Source organism: Oceanobacillus profundus, assembly GCF_003515705.1.
Taxonomy (GTDB): domain Bacteria; phylum Bacillota; class Bacilli; order Bacillales; family Amphibacillaceae; genus Oceanobacillus; species Oceanobacillus profundus.
Window position 1 is genome coordinate 25,340 of record NZ_QWEH01000012.1, and the last position, 18,904, is coordinate 44,243.

General features: G+C 36.9%; 15 protein-coding genes. 7 read left to right on the forward strand and 8 right to left on the reverse strand.

All coding sequences use genetic code 11. The annotated features are described in order from the left end of the window. Positions 1-121: 121 nt before the first annotated feature. Positions 122-1,294, forward strand: a complete 1,173-nt coding sequence (yhbH, locus tag D1B32_RS15840) for a sporulation protein YhbH (RefSeq protein ID WP_095310825.1) — start codon at positions 122-124, stop codon at positions 1,292-1,294. 109 nt (positions 1,295-1,403) lie between these two features. On the opposite strand, the gene D1B32_RS15845 is transcribed toward yhbH, so the two are convergent. Next, positions 1,404-2,603: an MFS transporter gene (locus D1B32_RS15845; RefSeq protein WP_240033810.1), complete on the reverse strand. Its 1,200-nt coding sequence runs from the start codon at positions 2,601-2,603 to the stop codon at positions 1,404-1,406. 575 nt (positions 2,604-3,178) lie between these two features. Here D1B32_RS15845 and D1B32_RS15850 point away from each other — a divergent pair. Continuing rightward, positions 3,179-4,585, forward strand: coding sequence for a SpoVR family protein (locus D1B32_RS15850; protein ID WP_392391113.1), 1,407 nt, complete (start codon positions 3,179-3,181; stop codon positions 4,583-4,585). Positions 4,586-4,689: 104 nt separating this feature from the next. Here the strand turns inward: D1B32_RS15850 and D1B32_RS15855 are convergent, their stop codons facing one another. Beyond that, entirely contained in the window at positions 4,690-5,328 is a 639-nt protein-coding gene (locus D1B32_RS15855) for a 2OG-Fe(II) oxygenase (RefSeq protein ID WP_240033811.1), read from the reverse strand. Between the two features lie 405 nt (positions 5,329-5,733). Then, a complete protein-coding gene (gene shc / locus D1B32_RS15860; RefSeq protein ID WP_118889870.1) occupies positions 5,734-7,623 on the reverse strand; it encodes a squalene--hopene cyclase in 1,890 nt (629 codons plus the stop codon). Between the two features lie 171 nt (positions 7,624-7,794). On the opposite strand from shc, the gene D1B32_RS15865 reads away from it, so the two are divergent. Both D1B32_RS15865 and D1B32_RS24610 read left to right on the forward strand, forming a co-directional pair. Beyond that, positions 7,795-8,925, forward strand: coding sequence for a DUF2515 family protein (locus tag D1B32_RS15865; protein ID WP_240033812.1), 1,131 nt, complete (start codon positions 7,795-7,797; stop codon positions 8,923-8,925). Continuing rightward, the gene (locus D1B32_RS24610) at positions 8,843-9,295 is read left to right on the forward strand and encodes a CBO0543 family protein (RefSeq protein ID WP_392391114.1); all 453 of its coding nucleotides are present in this window, start codon (positions 8,843-8,845) and stop codon (positions 9,293-9,295) included. Before D1B32_RS15865 ends, D1B32_RS24610 begins: the two co-directional genes overlap by 83 nt. 171 nt (positions 9,296-9,466) lie before the next feature. On the opposite strand, the gene D1B32_RS15875 is transcribed toward D1B32_RS24610, so the two are convergent. The 4 genes from D1B32_RS15875 to D1B32_RS15890 form a co-directional block, all read right to left on the reverse strand. Beyond that, positions 9,467-10,465, reverse strand: coding sequence for a GTPase (locus tag D1B32_RS15875; protein WP_118889873.1), 999 nt, complete (start codon positions 10,463-10,465; stop codon positions 9,467-9,469). Between the two features lie 561 nt (positions 10,466-11,026). Beyond that, positions 11,027-11,983 (reverse strand): ABC transporter substrate-binding protein, encoded by a 957-nt coding sequence (locus D1B32_RS15880; RefSeq protein WP_095310841.1) that lies wholly within the window; start codon positions 11,981-11,983, stop codon positions 11,027-11,029. Between the two features lie 87 nt (positions 11,984-12,070). Beyond that, on the reverse strand, positions 12,071-12,826 hold the full coding sequence (locus tag D1B32_RS15885) for an ABC transporter permease (RefSeq protein WP_118889875.1): 756 nt from the start codon (positions 12,824-12,826) through the stop codon (positions 12,071-12,073). After that, positions 12,759-13,601: an ABC transporter ATP-binding protein gene (locus D1B32_RS15890; RefSeq protein ID WP_118889876.1), complete on the reverse strand. Its 843-nt coding sequence runs from the start codon at positions 13,599-13,601 to the stop codon at positions 12,759-12,761. Before D1B32_RS15890 ends, D1B32_RS15885 begins: the two co-directional genes overlap by 68 nt. A 194-nt stretch (positions 13,602-13,795) precedes the next feature. Here D1B32_RS15890 and larE point away from each other — a divergent pair, with 194 nt between their 5' ends. Beyond that, positions 13,796-14,629, forward strand: a complete 834-nt coding sequence (gene larE, locus D1B32_RS15895) for an ATP-dependent sacrificial sulfur transferase LarE (protein WP_095310803.1) — start codon at positions 13,796-13,798, stop codon at positions 14,627-14,629. A gap of 82 nt (positions 14,630-14,711) precedes the next feature. Here the strand turns inward: larE and D1B32_RS15900 are convergent, their stop codons facing one another. After that, positions 14,712-16,082: a tetratricopeptide repeat protein gene (locus D1B32_RS15900; protein ID WP_095310801.1), complete on the reverse strand. Its 1,371-nt coding sequence runs from the start codon at positions 16,080-16,082 to the stop codon at positions 14,712-14,714. 128 nt (positions 16,083-16,210) lie between these two features. Here D1B32_RS15900 and mbcS point away from each other — a divergent pair, with 128 nt between their 5' ends. Then, complete coding sequence (gene mbcS, locus D1B32_RS15905; RefSeq protein ID WP_118889877.1) at positions 16,211-17,788, forward strand: acyl-CoA synthetase MbcS; 1,578 nt, start codon at positions 16,211-16,213, stop codon at positions 17,786-17,788. Positions 17,789-17,877: 89 nt separating this feature from the next. Next, positions 17,878-18,843: a dipeptidase gene (locus tag D1B32_RS15910; protein ID WP_095310797.1), complete on the forward strand. Its 966-nt coding sequence runs from the start codon at positions 17,878-17,880 to the stop codon at positions 18,841-18,843. Positions 18,844-18,904 lie beyond the last annotated feature (61 nt).

An 18,904-nucleotide genomic window follows, 5' to 3' on the forward strand; every position in this document is an offset into this window, starting at 1 on the left:
TTCTTTTGTTTTTATACTAGATTTCTTGAATTAGTGGCAATAACTTGTTTCTCTCTGCATAGTATAAAGAAAGTATATTTTCATAATAAGAGATTGAAAATTCAAATAGGAGAGGATACAAATGACTGAAGAAAATGAGCATAACTTTGTTGTCTCCCAGGAAAACTGGTCTCTCCATCGGAAAGGTTATCAGGATCAGCAACGTCATATTGATAAAGTGAAAGATGCGATCAAAAATAACTTGCCAGACCTTATTAGTGAAGAGAATATTATTATGTCCAATGGGAAAGACGTCATTAAAATTCCGATTCGATCTTTAGATGAATATAAGATACGTTATAACTATGAAAAATCGAAACATGTAGGGCAAGGAAATGGCGATTCCGAAGTAGGAGATGTAATTGCTCGTGATCCGAATGCGGATGCGAACGGGCAAAAAGGTGCAGGAAATGGAAAGAAGGCAGGAGAAAATCCAGGAACCGATTATTACGAAACAGAGGTTTCAATTGCAGAAATAGAAAATGCGCTATTTCCAGATTTAGAACTTCCAAACCTAAAGCAGAAGGAATCGGCAGAAATCACAACAGAGAAAATTGAATTTAATGATGTTCGAAAAAAAGGGTTAATGGGAAATGTGGATAAAAAACGAACCATTTTAACAGCACTGAAACGCAATGCAAGAGATGGAGAAGCGAAAATCACACCAATTTATAATGAAGATTTACGTTTTAAGACATGGAACGAAGTGATTAATCGAGAATCAAAAGCAGTTGTCATTGCCATGATGGATACGAGTGCATCGATGGGAAATTTCGAAAAGTATATGGCGCGAAGCTTTTTCTTTTGGATGAATCGCTTTTTGCGAACAAAGTATGAAACAGTGGAATTTGCTTTTATTGCACATCATACGGAAGCAAAAGTAGTTTCAGAGGAAGCATTCTTTTCGAAGGGAGAGAGCGGTGGAACAATCTGCTCGTCTGCTTATAAAAAAGCGTTAGAGCTGATAGAAGACAAATTTAGTCCATCCCGTTATAATATCTATCCATTTCATTTTTCAGATGGAGAAAATATTAGCTCAGACAATGCAACATGCATCAAGCTCGTAAAAGAAATTATGGATGTTTCCAATATGTTTGGCTATGGAGAAGTAAATGGGTATAACCGTTACTCCACATTAATGAATGCATATAAAAATATTGATGATCCAAAATTTCGATATTACGTGTTAAAGGAAAAAGGCGATGTTTATCATGCGATGAAAAGCTTTTTCCTAAAAGGTGCAGCCACAGTTTAACAAAGTAAGAAATTCGTTGTTTATATCGATTGCAAAATATACAAACAGAGGAATTCACACAGCCAATGTGTGAATTCCTCTGTTTCTAACTATTATCATTACGAAACACTTAATGATAGTAGTTGCTGTTTGATTTATTGAATACAACCAAATAAATTACAAACCCTAGCACTAAAAATGCAAAACAACCTATAATATAAATTAGTCGGATTTCAAATAGTTCAGCAGCTATCCCAATAGTTGCTGTAAACAGAATGATTAAGAAAGCCTCTAAAATTCCTAACACACTTGAAAATCTTCCCATAATATCTACTGATACATTATTTTGATAAAAAGTTAAAAAGCCAGTGTTTGCAAATGACAGTGCAAATGTTAAAGTAAAAAATCCTATAGCGGCCCAGATGAAATTATGTGAAAAATCAAAGATTAAATAACCAGCTGGTGTAAAAAGGGAACCAAAACCAATTAGAATATTTAGCTTTAATTGTTTAGTGAATAAAGTGTTTATGAATGATCCTACAATAATTCCCATTCCTGCAACAGTTACAAGGAATCCATAGGAGCTTTCAGATAAAGAAAGTATTTCGGTTGCGAATGCGGCTTCTAAAGAATCTAAAGCAGTCATAAGTACTGTAATTCCACTAAAGAAAACATAAATCAAAGTCACATAACTATTTGATTTGCTAAAACGAAGAACTTTTTTCCAGTCATTTACAATTAAAGTAATGGTAACTTTTTCTGAAAGGTCATCCTGTTTTCTTCGTTCTAGATTTGGAAGTAAAAGAATAATGATTGCAGATAAACATAATGCTATAGCATTTAATTGAATGGCTAAATTTGGAGTCCCAAGTATAAAGAGGAACCCTGCAATGGAAGGGCCTAGTATAAAACCACAAGAATTTATAAAGTTTCTCAGTGCATTAAACCTTTGCCTATCGTCTTTGGGGATCACCCTTGTCATATAAATCATAGAAGCTGGCGCAAACATGGAGCTTGCTATATTAATGGCAAAAGCAAAAGTATAAATGAGAACTAGTGAATCGATATAAGCTAATGTAAATATAAATATTGCTCGAATTAAATCTAAGAATATCATTAAACTTCTTTGGTTTATTCGATCAATAAAACTTCCAGCCCAAAAATTAGTACATAAAGTTGCAACTGGAATGAGGATATAAAGAAATGATATGGCTAAGGGAGATCTTGTCATGTCCAATACAATTAAGTTCAATGAGATTAAATAAACCCATGCACCTAAATTTGAAACACCGATTCCTAACAAAAGTAAAAGAGGGTATTTCCACTTCACGAGATCAACTCCTAAATCTAGAATTATTTTGCGAACAAAAAAGTCTCACCCCCAAGGTTAATAACCTTGGGGGTGAGACTCTTTGAATTTAGAAGTTCGTGGTGCCACCCCAGTTTATTTCTGTATCTCCACAGAAACCTTTTCGAGTACGAAATATACTCTATCTCTATAACGGGAGAACCCGACACATCATCATAATCGATAAGAATAATCCTATGTGCAGCTCTAAGTTTTGGTTCAATGTGCTATTACATCCTCCATTTCCAGCTACTGGAGTTCTCTGTTATGCTTGAACACATTTACTCTTCTCTTCATTGCCTTTTAATATAGAGTTATTTTACTATAATTGACCGAATAAAAAAAGAATTATTAAAGGAACAAAAATCAAATGATTGATCCTTTAAAATTTATTACTATTTTTTCGATTGAAAGTGATAAATGTATATGCTGTCACATATAAAACTTCTTTAGATTCTTGCTTAATCGTATAAACTGTTTATCGGGGCTTACGATTTGTTGGACATTTTTCTTCTGACATATCATAAACTATATAAAGCACTTGTGGAGGGATGAAGTTGACACAATCAAAAGAGCTAAAGTTTGCAATTGAAGAAATTACAGAAATTGCAACTGGTTTTGGGCTTGATTTTTACCCGATGCGTTATGAAATTTGTCCAGCAGATATTATTTATACATTTGGTGCATATGGAATGCCAACACGGTTTACGCATTGGAGCTTTGGAAAGCAATTTCATAAAATGAAGCTTCAATACGATCTTGGGCTAAGTCAAATATATGAGCTAGTAATCAATTCTGACCCATGTTATGCCTTTCTGCTCGATACAAACAGCTTGATACAAAATAAACTAATTATCGCACACGTACTAGCTCATTGTGATTTTTTCAAAAACAATGTGCGCTTCTCAAATACGAGGAGAGATATGGTTGAGAGCATGACAGCTACTGCAGAACGAATTGCTGATTACGAGATGCTGTATGGGAAAGATGAGGTGGAGAGTTTCTTAGATGCAATTCTGTCGATTCAAGAACACATCGATCCATCGATTATTCGTTCGAAACTACCTATAGTAGACGAGGATGAAGTGGAAGAAGAGCAACGAACAAAAAGTCCATATGACGATTTATGGAGTTTAGACGAGAAACGAATCGACACAAAACCGAAAGTTAGAAAACGACTAAAAAAACTGCCGCCTAAGCCTGAAAAGGACCTATTACTATTTATTGAAGAGCACAGTCGTGAATTGGAGGATTGGCAACGTGATATTTTAACAATGATGCGTGAAGAAATGCTCTATTTCTGGCCACAGCTCGAAACGAAAATCATGAACGAAGGTTGGGCATCCTATTGGCATCAGAGAATTTTAAGAGAAATGGATTTAACAACCGATGAGACGATTGAATTTTCCAAGTTAAATGCTGGGGTCGTTCAGCCATCACGTACTTCGATTAATCCCTATTATCTAGGAATAAAAATATTCGAAGATATTGAAGAACGTTATAATAATCCGACTGAGGAAATGCAATACCGAGGTTACAAGCCGAATGCCGGCAGGGAGAAAATTTTTGAGGTTCGGGAGATTGAATCAGATATTTCATTTATCCGCAATTATTTAACGAAGGAACTTGTCGAACGGGAGGATATGTATTTATTTGAGAAAAAGGGAAGAGATTACCGAATAACGCAGAAGGATTATGAACAGGTAAGGGATCAGCTCATATCGATTCGGGTAAATGGTGGTTTTCCATATATCGTCGTGGAGGATGGAGATTATCTGCGTAACGGTGAATTATATCTCGTTCATGGGTATGAAGGAACAGAATTAGATATTCGTTATTTAGAGCATGTAATGCCATATGTTTATCAGCTATGGGGAAGACCAGTTCATATGGAGACAGTAATTGAAGGAAGGGAAACGGTGTTTACCTATGACGGAAGAGAAGTATCAAAACGAGGGAAATAGAATTGATAGATTGGCTTAAAAAATTATTAAAGGTTGGGCGAGCTAATGCAAGGTAAAAGAGACTTGACTGTTTAAGTCTCTTTTACTGTATATTTCATTATTGATTATCTCACTCTTTGTCTTCTCATCCATTGTGTGGCTATCCATTTTTCCCCTGCAATTACGGGCGCTCCACCATGTAAGGTCTGTTCATTTAAGGTGTGATTGGTATAGAAATATTCAAAGTACACTGCCATTCCCTTTTTTGGAGAAACAGTAAAATTCAACTCCGGAAAGTAGGTTTCTCCACCTTGTTCGACCTCATTTAAATACATGACCATTGTACTGATTCGGTTGTTTTCGGATGCTTTGCTTGTAGCTGAAAAGTAATCAAAATGAGCTTTATACTCTTGTCCAGGCGTATAATTTAGAATTTGAAGCCCTTCAGCATGTTCTACGGGGACGTTCATAATATTGGATACTCTTTTTTCAATAGTAGACAGAATGCTGTGTTCAGTGCCTTCGAAAAACATACCGCTGCTTGTCCGAATGTCATTTACTTCCCGTGAATAGCCGATTTTTGAACGATGCATGTTATCTTTTGATAATCGAATGAGTTCGTCGCACTCTTCATCGCTCAAAACATTCCCTAGTACTACCACGAGCGGTTCTTCTAGACGAGCTACGATATGAATCTCTCGATCTTCTGTTTGAAACCGATTTCCAATATGATGAAAAATAGTTTGTTCGTGTACCTTTGTCAACGTGCATCGACTCCTCAAATGAGCTTAATTTCGGAACAGAGTTTTCTAGATTAGTGCTCCAATATTATTATACTATAAATATCTGTTTCTTTTGTAAATTACCTTCTCTAATTATCGGTAATGGTCAGTTCAAGAAGAAAGTAAATTGATTATAAGAGGAAATTTAATAGGGAAAATAACGGTAATGAATTTATTGAGCTAGGAGTTTTTTTAAAACATGAGGGTAATTGAGGGATAGTTTAGAACTATGACAAAAATATAATCGTAATTCCTGATAAGAGGTTTTTCTCTTACTACTTGTTTTACATTGGCCTCTAAAATCTAAATCTATATAGTAATCTCTAGCAGCTAGCGCAATTGAGAAAACGGGACGGAGAGATCAAAGGGCCTAACCCTCTGTCCCCGTCATTCTAAAAATTTATTTCTGTAATGACTCAATGCTAACAAAGGAAAAATATATTGGTAACTATGATAATGAATGTAAAATCCTCCTGCCATTCCTTGCCCTGCTGGATAGGATAAGGTCCAACCCTTTTTATTTGAAGTGTCCAGCAAAAACTTTACTCCCGCCAATATTTCTGGTGTGACATTATCAGATGCCGCAATAAGCGTATCTAATGCCCAGGCAGTATGTATTAATGTGCTGACCCCAAGTGGTGTATAGGATTGATTGATATCACTATAACAAGATTCTCCCCATCCTCCATCTTGATTTTGAATGCTTATCAGCCATTTTAACGATCTTTGAACGGAAGAATTCTCGGTATCAACTCCAGTTGAAATCAACCCGGTTATGGCTGCCCATGTTCCATAAATATAACAAATTCCCCATCTTCCATACCAAGAACCATTTTTTTCTTGATTGTTCCTTAGCCAATTCACTCCATTTTTTATCGCGTTATGATTTTTAGACAAATTGGTGAAGTTGCCGAAAAACTCCAGGGTCCTACCTGTTAAATCTGCGGAAGAGGGATCTGTTAATAAATATTCAGCCCCTTCAATTGGAATAAGCTTTACAATCTTTTTATCCACATTTTTTTCGAAAGCAGCCCAGCCGCCATCATAATTCTGCATGGAAAAAATCCAGTTGATTCCTCTGTCCCAAGCCTGTCGGTAAACGACTTCATGTTGTACTAAATCAGTGATAGATCGTAATGAAGCCGTTGTATCGTCTATATCTGGGTTCAAGGTGTTCTTATCAGAAAATCCCCATCCGCCCGGGGTTTTCGTTGGATTATGAATCGCCCAGTCACCGTAACGATACTGTTGATGGGAAAGTAAGTAGTTATTTGCTTGCCCGATCATTGGATCGTCCCAGGCAATACCAGCGCCTTGTAATGCATAACTGATTAAGGATGTGTTCCAGACGTTTGCCGTTGTGTATTGCATATGCGTTTTGCCGTCAATTTGACAGGCCATGCCTTTCAATCCTTCTACTGCTTTTTTTATGATTGGGTCGTTTTTGGGAAATCTGAGAGCTAATAACGAAAAGATCATCAGAAAGGTAGAACTAAAATAATTGTAAAAGGTCCCATCCGATTCGATTCGGTCTAGCATATATTTTTTCGTCTGTTGTATGGCCATGTTATGGATGTATTCGGGGAACCCAAGGATATTTTTAATACCTTGTTCAATAAAGGAATAAAAGGAGCGCCAATCCCCAGATCGATTTAGGAAGAATTCATCATTTTCTGCATTTCCCCTTGAAAGGAATAAGTCAGAAAGATCGGGGCTTCTATTCGTTTTCATCACAAATTTTTGATCGGCTAAGATTAATATCGGAGCAATGTTGGTTCTTCCATAAACGGAAAAATCGAAAAAGTTAATAGGGAATGACAATGGCAAAAGAATAAATTCAACCGGCATGGGAAAGAAACTAGGCCATTTATATTGGCCGGTTAGAGCGAGCATGATTTTGGCAAGCATATGACTTTTTTCAATACCGCCCCATGCCAAAATACACCTTCTTGCATCTTCCAATTCTTTATCATTCTTATTTCGGTAACCAGAATATAAAAGTGCATAATAGGCTTCAACGGTAGCAGTTAAATTTCCGTTTTTTTCATCATAAAAAAGTTTCCAGGATCCGTTTTTCTCCTGTCTGCTAAGTATTCTTTCGACTAAAGCCTGGATGAGCTTTTCATCATTTATTTCCAAGGTGCGCAGCAAAATAATCATATAGGCATCCGTAGAGACGCCTGTTTCAAAAGGATAATCCCAGGATCCATCAGAGGATTGATCATTTTTTAATACCTCGATGATTCGATTGATTTCATCTGTTATTTGGCTTTTCACAATGACACCTCCAAACAGCTATATCATTTTATTCCATCCCTATTGTAAAAATTCCAAAATCCTAGAACACAGCTTGTTGCTTTTTTAACTTTTCATCATTTATTCTTATCCACATCCATAACATAGTTAGTAAAGGAGTGATGCTCCATCATTGGATTTTTAACAAAGAAATTGGCCAGTCAACCAATTACTCCTGAACTAGCAGCAATAAAAAAGGAATTAACGAAGAAGTCGAGACCCACGATTCATGAAAATAAATTAAATGCTGTGGAACATGAATTATTCGAATACATTCATCGTGAAACGAAAAAACGAAATGTAAATAATGTGACCAGAACGAATGCCTACTTAGAATTTTATATGAGGTTCCCTGAAATCCACTGGGCCTTTCTAGGACATATGGTTTCTCGAAATGGTGGATGGAACATGACCGATTTAAAAGGAAGTCTATTATCCAGGCTATTATCTGAGGAGGAAAAGGAGGATTTTTTTACTTTTTTAGAGCGAGGCAATTGGTTAATCTTTCAGGACATTTATCCGCAATTACTGCTCTATGAAGAAAGTGTAAAAAGAAACACCAATCTTTTTTACCTTTTACCATTGTTTCATGTCTCCTTTTTCATGAGAGTAGTTTGGGATTATTTCTACCAAATCAAAGATCGATATCTTTTGACCGCCGCACTTATTGTCAATGAACAAAGCTATTTGGAGAAAAGAGTCATCCAAAATCCTTATTATCAATCCACTGTACTGGAAACACTGGAATATAAACTGCATGAGTTATTGGATTTAAACCAAATCATTTTTCCATCAATCGATGAAAAGGAGATAAGAATTATTGGTCAAACCATTCACCAATTTGCCTCTTTACATAACCGAATTTTGTTGGGAAAACGTTTGTATCAATTACTTTTTGATAAAGAAAACTATCTATCTATTTATAAGTGGGCGATTCAACACCCCCACACTGGATCAAGAAAAGATTTTTGGCCTCATTTATTTAATGATCTTGATGAATCCGTACCTGGGGGATCTTACCAGCGAAGAATAAAAAGCTGCTGCATCAAACCAAACGCCCCAAAATTGTATAGTCCCATATTAAAGTTCGCATGGAATAATATAGAACAGAAAGAAGCTGAGAAAGGGGACTGGTATTTGAATTGGAAAGTAGTTCATTATTTAAAAATGGATATGTTTAAAGGAAATGGAGCTATTTATCATGAATATTGTAAAACACTTGAGAAAATCGAATTTTCAATCCTTGCGAAAGAAGCATTATTACCGAAGAAATCACAGAATTAAAGCCTATTTATCTGCTATTATTTTTGCATCACTTATTGGAACGTATTTAGATCTTATGCTGGTGGGGGCAGGTCTGTATTCTTTTCCAAGGCGTCCGTTTTCCGAGATATTTACAATAAATATCTTATTCACGCTTTGTATTCTTCCGTTATTTTCCCTTACCATTATTTTTGTATTGAAGAGGTTACATAAATTACCCAGGTACATTTTTCTTTTCCTTTGCAGTTTATTTGTATACATCGCAGAACAAACAGCAGAGCAATATGGTTTATTTATTCATTCTGTATATTGGAAACATGAATTTTCTCTTTTGGGTTACTTTCTCTTCCTTATCGTTATTTGGAGGTTTTATAGATGGTTAGAAAATTGACAGAGGGGGCCGGTCCTTCTAATTGATTTTAAAGGTAAATGAGGATACAAGGGTATGAGTAATTATTAAAAATTGTTTAGACACCAAGTCTACCACGAACCGCACAAAGTTATTATAAAGGATATTAGGAAAACATCCATAACGAAAGGCAGCTTTCTGGCTGCCCTTTTGTTATGAATTAATCTTGTCCTTTTTCCGGAAATACTCGTATAACGATTTTAAGCTATTCGCATCTAATTCAATATCATTCTCATATGCATATTTAACAGCATATCCGAGAGCGAGCGTCATTCCTCCGGCAATGCTTCCGCCTGCCACAGATCCAGCTCCAGGAATGAATTTAATGACTTGACGGAATAGCGTTTTTCCGATATTCCCCGTGATGGTTGCTATCGTTAGCTCTTTAGCGCGCTCTTTAGATAGTGGTTTTTCATAAAGCGTTGCTAGCTTAACCAATAGTGCAACCTGAATTCCGGTTAATGGAATAAAGTCTGAACCTGGTATTGGAGCAGCCCCAACAGCAGTTGCGGAGCCTGAAGCAGCTACAATCCACCTGTTAGCCGTAGAAGATTTTTCTTTTACAAGCCTCGCAAATTGTATTTCTTTATGTTTTTTTTTCAAAATAGCCATTATTTCATTTCGAAGCTTATCAATGTTTTCTCCTGTTCGAGAAGAAATAGGAACGACATTATATTTATTTTTCGTGTGCTGTTTTACATATTGGATAAGGCTTGGTATGTCATCTGCTGCATCGATTTTATTTAAAACAAAAAGGATGTTTTTATTTTCCTTTGAAATCATATCAAATGATCTCTTTTCACCTTCAGAAAAAACCGTTCCGGCTGCATTTAGAAAGAATAGGATGACATCTGCATTTTTATAAAATTTCATTGTTTCTTCCGAGTTATGACGATTAATATCATCCAGACCAGGTGTATCTGCGAAAATGATTTTGTCACGATATATATAGCGATCGATTCCTGTGGTCTCGCCTGGCTTCGCTCCAACCAAGGCAACCTCTTCACCGATTATCTGATTAATCGTTGATGATTTTCCAGTGTTTACATCCCCAATCATGGCAAATAATATCTCTTTATCCAACTGGGCATTGATTCGATCTGTTTCTTGTTTATATGCATTCTCAAATTCTTCATCGTTAAATTGTGTCAAGATATCACATCCTTAATCATTATTTTACCAGATTAGTGAAGTGTAGACACGTAAAAATTAAACTTGCTAATATATTAGGCTCAAACAGTTTCTTGTATTGACGATGCGATTTTTTGTTTGCTGCAGATAAGATAAAATGCGAACTAACTTCTGTTTTTTTAAGTTTGAGCAGTTTCCGCCGTCCGGGATTGTTCCGAGCAGTCGCTTTCCGCGACCAGTGAGGCACCTTGAACTCGTTCTTCGGAGTTTCAATCTGGCAAACGGGTAAAAAATAGGAAAAATTCAATGATAGAAAGGCTGTCACGGCCGATTTGAGAATAAAAAAATAAGAAGAATCGACCGAGATAAGGCTTATCACGGCTGATTAGAAACCAAAACGGTGAAAAATCTACTTAGTAAAACATTTTAGGCAGAGATGAAAGTCAAGTTGGCAACCCCAGCTACGGAAATTCAATTAGCAGAGCTCCAACCATAATTGCACGCTACTTCGCTTTCTCTTTCCAATAAACACAAAAAGCTGTCGTAAATAGTAAGTCTTCACAACAGCTTCATGTTAAATCTCTATTCTTTTAGTCCTTCTAATATCGAAAGGTTAATCATCCCATCAATGTTATTGCTTGAAACATATTCAGCTTCTAAGCTGATGTCTGCCATTTCTTGAATCACTTGCTCATTAACAGAGGTTGTAACTTCCAAGTTATTAAATGCTGCTTCTACTTCATCGGCATTAAGCTCTTGTCCTGTGAGTTCTTTCAAATGCTCAATAACTAATGCTTGGCTTTCCTCTGGGTTTTTCTGGATAAATTCTACTGCGCGAAGGTGAGCTTTTAAATAAGACTCGGTCAATGCGTCATTTTCCATAAAATTCTCCGAAGCAGCAACTACTGTATTCGTAGATTCTTTCCCCCATGCGAATTCATCCCAGTCAAGCAGTTTTTGTCCATTCGCTTGTGTTTCCAGCACATACCCCCATGGTTCCTGTGTTGCTGCAGCGTGTACGGAATCCTGTGAAAAAAGGGTGGTTGTGTCTGCGGGGGCAGCTGCATATAACTCAACAGTTCCACCACTTGTAGTCGGTGATAAATCAACCTCTTGCAGTGCTTTACGGAGCATCACATCCTGTGTGCTTCCAATAACAGGAATTGCAACGCGTTTTCCGTCTAAATCAGCAAGTTCAGTAACACCGCTGTCGTTATCGGCAACTAAGACAGCACCGCCATTTACAGCACCAGATATAATGTGATAGCTTGGATCCTTTACATAGATGTTTAATAGTGGGCCAGGACCAACGGTACCAACATCAATTGTTTCTGTAGCCATTGCTTCCATAAATAACCCGCCATTTGTTACTGTCTTCGTTTTTAACGTAATATCCTCACCAAATTCTTCTTCAAAATAACCGTTCTCTAAACCAACAATTGTTGCAATATGTGTCAAATTCGGGAAGTAGCCAATGGTTACTTCATTCGTCTCATTTTCTTCTGAAGATCCGCCACACGCTGATAAGAATACCAACATAGCTGTAAAAGCCATGCCCAGAATCGAATATCTACTCAATTTTTTACCCCTCCAAATGAAATACACAGTTTCATAGATTCAGAAGTTTTAGGAAGACAATCCCCATTTTTTCTGAATACTTCGATCAAGCTTTGTGAAAACAACATTGTCAATAATTGTTCCAATAATTGCGATGATAATCATCACAGATATAACTAAATCCATTTGACCTAACGAACGTCCTGTTTCAAGTAAATGACCAAGTCCACCACCAGCACCAAGTAATTCCCCGGCCATTAACGCACGCCAGGAAAACGCCCAAGCTAACCGCATGCCAGAAATAATTTGTGGGACGGATGCAGGGATAATCACAGTTCGCAATAAATGAAATCCACTAGAACCAAACGTTTTCGCAACCCGTTGATAGAGGGTAGGTACATTTTTAAATCCGCTCGTCGTATTCATGGTCATCGTCCACGTTGCACCAATTGTGACAACAAACAGGATCGCTGTTTCTCCAAGACCGAACCAGACAATTGCAAGTGGCAGCCACACAATACTAGGAATGGACTGTAATGCAACGACTAGAAATCCTAGTGTCTCATCAACAATTTTAAAACGCCATATTAAATAACCAAGGAATAGTCCAAGCGTTGATGCGATAATAAATCCAAAGAGCAGTCGCCCAATACTGCGAAACATGGCTTCTGTGATTTGTCCACCAGTAATTCCTGTGAAAAGTGTTTCGAGCACCTGGAGTACTCCGGGAAACATAAAGTCCGGAACGGATGAAAGTCTAGATGCCACTTCCCATATCACCGCTAGAATCCCGATGAACAGAACCCGTCTTAAAGCTGTAATCATCTCCAAGCTCCTCCCTTAGCACTTTTTCCATTTCTTCTTCTAATGCAGCAAGAATCTTTTGTTCCAAATCAAGTGTAATACTATCTGGGGTTACTCCGTCTTGCGTGGTTTGAACAGTAAACGCTGTTTTAATTTTTCCCGGTCGCGTCCCCATTACAATAACTTTTTGAGATAAAAGCACTGCTTCACGTATATTATGCGTAACAAATAAAACAGTCACTTTCGTTCTTCTCCATATCTCAAGTAATTCGTGATGAAGCGTCATTCTTGTTTGTTCATCCAATGCAGCGAATGGTTCATCCATTAATAAAATATCAGGATCCATAACAAGAGCTCTTGCAATTGACACACGATGCTTCATTCCGCCAGATAGTTGATGCGGATAGGCACCAGCATAGTTGCTTAAATGAACAAGCTTCAGCATTTCTTTTGCCTTTTGTTCCGCCTCTTTTTTCGGTGTTTTTTTCAAAAGTAATCCATACATTACATTGTCCAGCACGGTTGCCCAAGGAAAAAGCCCATCCTCTTGAAACACAACAACACGATCTGGACCTGGATTATTTACAGGTTCTCCAGCCACTTCAATTTTGCCCTTTGTCGCTTTATCCAGACCGGAAATTAAATAAAGTAATGTAGACTTTCCACAACCAGAAGGACCGACAATCGAAACAAACTGGCCTTTTTCAATATCAAAGCTTATATCATCCAAAACCTTCAATTTATCGTTTGTATTATGTTGAAAACTTTTTTCAACACCCTTTAAAGTGAGATACACTATATTCACCGCCTTTATATAATTCATAGTAATATTATAGGTTTTATTTATAATATGTAGCCAACGCTTAAATTTGTCAACTAAATATTATTAAGCGATTTCATTGACAGTGTTTTGTTTGGACGATAAACTAATAGTGAAAGAATTGTTTATGTTATAATGGTTTTAACTATATACAAAGTGAGGCGAAGCAAATGAGTAATTCAATGGATCAAAAAAACAGTCAGCTTGGTCAAATCCTTACTGATATGGGCCGTGTAATGGTTGCGTTTTCAGGTGGAGTGGACAGTTCATTTCTATTAAAGCGTGCCCAGCAGGAATTAGGTGACGATGTGCTAGCAGTAGTAGTAGCATCTGAGCTTTTCCGACAAGAGGAATTCGATGGAGCAGTAGAGCTTGCTGAAAAAATGGGTGTACGTGTCCTAAAAACAGAAATGAAAGAATTAGATAATCCAGCAATTGTAGCAAATACACCAGACAGCTGGTACCATAGTAAAAAAATGCTTTACGTGCGGCTGAATGAATTAGCTGAAGAGCTAGGTTACCCGTATGTATTGGATGGCATGATAATGGATGATATGGATGATTTTCGGCCAGGCCTGAAAGCGAGAACGGAAGAAGGCGCACGCAGTGTCTTACAAGAAGTTGGCCTTTATAAAAACGAAATTCGAGAGCTATCAAAGCAATTGGAAGTACCTGTTTGGAATAAGCCTGCGTCTTGCAGTCTAGCATCTCGATTCCCATATGGAACAGAAATTAATCGTCAAAAAATTAACCAAGTTAATGAGGCGGAGCTTTTCCTGATTAAGCTTGGATTTGATATGGTACGTGTACGTTATCATGAAAATGTTGCAAGAATTGAAGTTACAGAAGATTCAATAGTAGATTTACTCAACCAACGCGAGCAAATCCAATTAAAACTTGTATCATTAGGTTTTGATTATGTATCTGTTGATTTAAAAGGCTATCGAACAGGAAGCATGAATGAAGTATTGCCGAAAGAGCAATTAGAAACTGAGGTAGGTTAAAAAAGAAGAGAGCCGTTCGTTACCTAATAGGTGCGGACGGTTCTCTTCTTTTTAATCAAATACGAGTATTTCCAGTTTCTGATTATCGATTCATCTGTAGAAATAACTGTTGGTATGCGGTAGCTTCTTCTTGTTGCCCGAGCTGATTATAAATTTTTGATAAGTACGACACTGGCTTTGGATTATTTGGATGCATTTCCATTTCCCATTTGAAGCAGTCGATCGATTTTTCTAATTGCTGAAAATGAACATAGAGTTCGCCCAGCGCAAATTGCTGATCGGGGTCTTCTGTCATTGTTTGCATCTTTCTTAGCTTTTGTTCGATAGGTAAATGGAAATTGGCTTTACGAAAAGCCTCGGTCCAGTCTAAAATATCATGAAGAGAATAATGGTTAAAAAATGCAGTAACGAATGGTGTGACTAACTTATCTAATATACGGGCATCGAAGCTGCATAATGTAAGCAATCTTGTTTTAGACAATTGATAGTGAGAAGAGAGCACATCGGAATCAGCTTGCTCAAATCGGGTGATAATAGCGTCCATTTGTTCAGGGGTTGGTTGGAAATCAGTCTTAAATAGGAAGTGAACGAAGTCATTTGCCTTTCCAGTGGATAAAAGCAGTTGCATACTCTTTTCTCGAATGGCAGCGTGCTGCTTTAGTTGTTGTAAAATTAAAAGCTGATCGTCTAAAGAGAAGTTTTCTAATAGAAATATGACGGTGGAGTTGTTTTCTTCTGAATCATGTAATTGGAGCAATTCACTTCTTACTGCAAGTTCATCAAGAAGGCGGTTTTGCTCACGATATAATTGAAAGAGTAATTTTAGGAAGGTTTGATTACCTTTAAAACTTTCGAAAGAAGCTTCGAAATAAATTGGGTCCTTTTCGTAAAGGGTTGTCATGTTTTGATAGATTGGTTTATAAGTTTGAAATTGCAAGTTGTGCAGCATATCATGAGCAAATTTATTATTTGGATATGCAAGGCTGTAGCAATTCAACAGTTTATAGGCAGCGAAATGTTGGCCATTTCTGCGATATTCATAAAATGTTTGTCTAAATAATTTATGGGTGGATTCCAATTTTATAAATGAATCGAAATAGGAAAAGATAAGCGCAGTTTCAAGCGTTGTGTATTTTTTTTGAATGCTTTTATAAAGCTGATTAAATGAAATGAGGTGGAAGGATTTCTGTTTTTTGATTAGAGTCCTAGTAATTGGATGCTCACCCAGGTAGCGAATACCATTCTTAAATGCTTGATGAACATGAGAGTTAATTTTAATTTGATTACGTTTTGCCCCGTTAATAAAATTATTTTTATAAAAAATCAAATAATAATAGTTGCTATTTTTATCGGTGGCTTCTAACACTTTGCTCTGTTTGTAGAAAACAAGCTGGGTTGCTGTTAGGTGTATTTTTTTCTTGTTCAACTGGACTTGAAATTGCATTTTCGTCATCGTAGAACCTCCTCCTAGTTAATTCTATCTTACCATACTTAATCGATATCCTCGAATTTTGATATTTCTAATCCTATTCTGATATAATGATTAGGAGTTAGTATCAGGTTCTAAATGGAGGTTATAAAATGAAAAAGGAACATTTAATTGCACCGGAAATGTATAATATTGTGATGGAAATAGAAAAATACGCCAATGAATCAGATCGAAAGGCAATTATATGGGAAGATGAACAGGGGAACAGAAAAGAAATTACATATCAAGTACTTATGCGAAATGCAAACCGGATTGGAAATACTTTTCTTGAACATGGGCTTAAGAAAGGTGATAAATTATTGGTCATGATGCCCCGGATTATCGAGACCTATGAAGTGTATCTTGCTGCATTAAAGGCAGGAATTATAATTATCCCTTCTTCAGAAATGCTGCGGACAAAAGATTTGCAATACCGGATTACGCACGGAGAAGTACGGGCTATTGTAAGTTATGCTGATTATGTAGATCAATTCAAAGCTATAGAAGAGTATCCAACACTTATGAAGTTTTCTGTTGGTGAAAAAGCTGAAGATTGGAGTCTGCTTGATGAAATAAAAGAAAATGCATCAGATGAGCTAGAAATGGTAGCAACTACAAGAGATGATATCGCATTTTTACCTTACACTTCTGGAACAACAGGTAATCCTAAGGCAGTTATGCATTCTCATGGTTGGGGGTATGCACATATGCAAACAGCTCCAGCAAACTGGTTGAGTATACAAAACGGTGATACTGTTTGGGCAACTGCAGCTCCAGGTTGGCAAAAATGGGTATGGAGTCCGTTTTTATCTGTACTCGGTTCTGGTGCGACAGGCTTTGTCTATAACGGGAAATTTAGTCCAAAAAAATACCTAACCTTATTAGAGGATAATCAAGTCAACGTATTCTGCTGTACACCGACAGAATATAGACTAATGGCGAAGTTGGATAACCTTTCTGAATACAGCCTTTCAGCATTACATAGTGCAGTTTCTGCTGGAGAACCATTGAATCGTGAAGTGATTGACAAGTTCGAAAAATATTTTGGCGTTACCGTTCGTGATGGCTACGGTCAAACGGAGAATACACTGCTCCTTGGATTTTTAAAAGGAATGAAAGTAAAGCCTGGATCGATGGGAAAACCAACACCGGGAAATGGTGTGCAGCTAATTGATGAGGACTGTAATCCAGTTTCTGTTGGAAAAGTTGGAGATATTGCAATTCCGCTAGATACACCAGCATTATTTAAATCATATTATAAGGATCCAGAGCGTACCAAAAAATCGCAACGAGGTAATTTTTACATTACAGGAGACCAAGCCAAAATAGATGAGGAAGGCTATTTCTGGTTTGAGGGTAGAAACGACGATATTATCGTGAGCTCTGGTTATACAATTGGACCGTTTGAGGTAGAAGATGCATTGACAAAGCATCCAGCGGTAAAGGAATGTGCAGTAGTTGCAAGCCCAGATGAAATTCGGGGGAATGTAGTAAAAGCATTTATTGTTTTGCAAGATCGTGAAGATGCGAATAACCCAAATCTAATAAAAGAATTACAAAACCATGTGAAGCAGTCAACTGCACCATATAAATATCCAAGGAAAATTGAATTTATTGAGGAACTTCCCAAAACTTCTTCCGGAAAAATTCGCCGGGTGGAATTGAGACAATATGAAAAAAATAATGCATAAAAACAATAAGACGAAGAGATGATCAATCTCTTCGTTTTGTTCATTTCATTGAATTAGTCATGATAAAATAGAAAAAGGAGTGTGAAAAAATGAAAATAGTTGATACACATTGTGACGCGCTTTTAAAGTTGCAGCTTTCGAAAAGAGGGCAATATGGAAACCAGTTATCTCTGGATTTTCGTACAGCCCCTGAATTACAAACGAATTTATTCCGTTTAACTAAGGGAAATGTCATGCTTCAATTTTTTGCTGTCTTTATTCCACCGCATGTACCATCAGATGAAAAGTGGCAGCATGCTTTAGAACAAATTGATCTATTTCATACGGAGATTATCAATAAAAACCCGAAGATGAAGCATATTAAAAAATGGAACGAACTAGCTTCCCTGAAGCCAGGGGAAATTGGTGCAGTCTTGACATTAGAAGGAGCCGATGCATTTGGCAATGATTTAATGAAGCTTCGGCAGCTATATCGCTTTGGTGTTCTATCTATTGGGTTAACGTGGAATAATGCCAATCTTTGCGCGGATGGTGCAGAAGAGCCTCGTGGCGGTGGATTAACATTGTTCGGTAAAGAGGTCGTTCAATTGAACAATGCTCAAAAGGTGTTTACAGACGTTGCACATTCAACAGTGAACGGATTTTGGGATATTATTGAGCATGCTGATTATCCAATTGCCAGTCATTGCAATGCAAGAGCGATTTGCAATCACCCTAGGAATTTGGATGATGAACAAATCAAAGCATTGATTACCAATAATGGACTTATTCATGTTGTCTTTTATCCTCCCTTTATTCATAAAGATAAAGAGGAAGCTCAAATAGATGATTTATTGAAACATATTGAGCATATTTGCGCACTTGGTGGTGTACAGAATATTGGGTTTGGATCGGACTTCGATGGGATATCAAACTTTGTTACAGGATTAGAGGATGCTTCGTCATATCCAACTCTTATTGAAAAACTTCTACATTATTATTCAGAGGATGAGGTTAAGGGTTTTAGTTATCAAAACTTTTTAGAACATCATATGGTTAAAGAATCAGTTCAATAAGTGACAAAAGTTTGAAATTAAAGATTAATTTCGATATATTAAATGAGTTAAACTACATAAA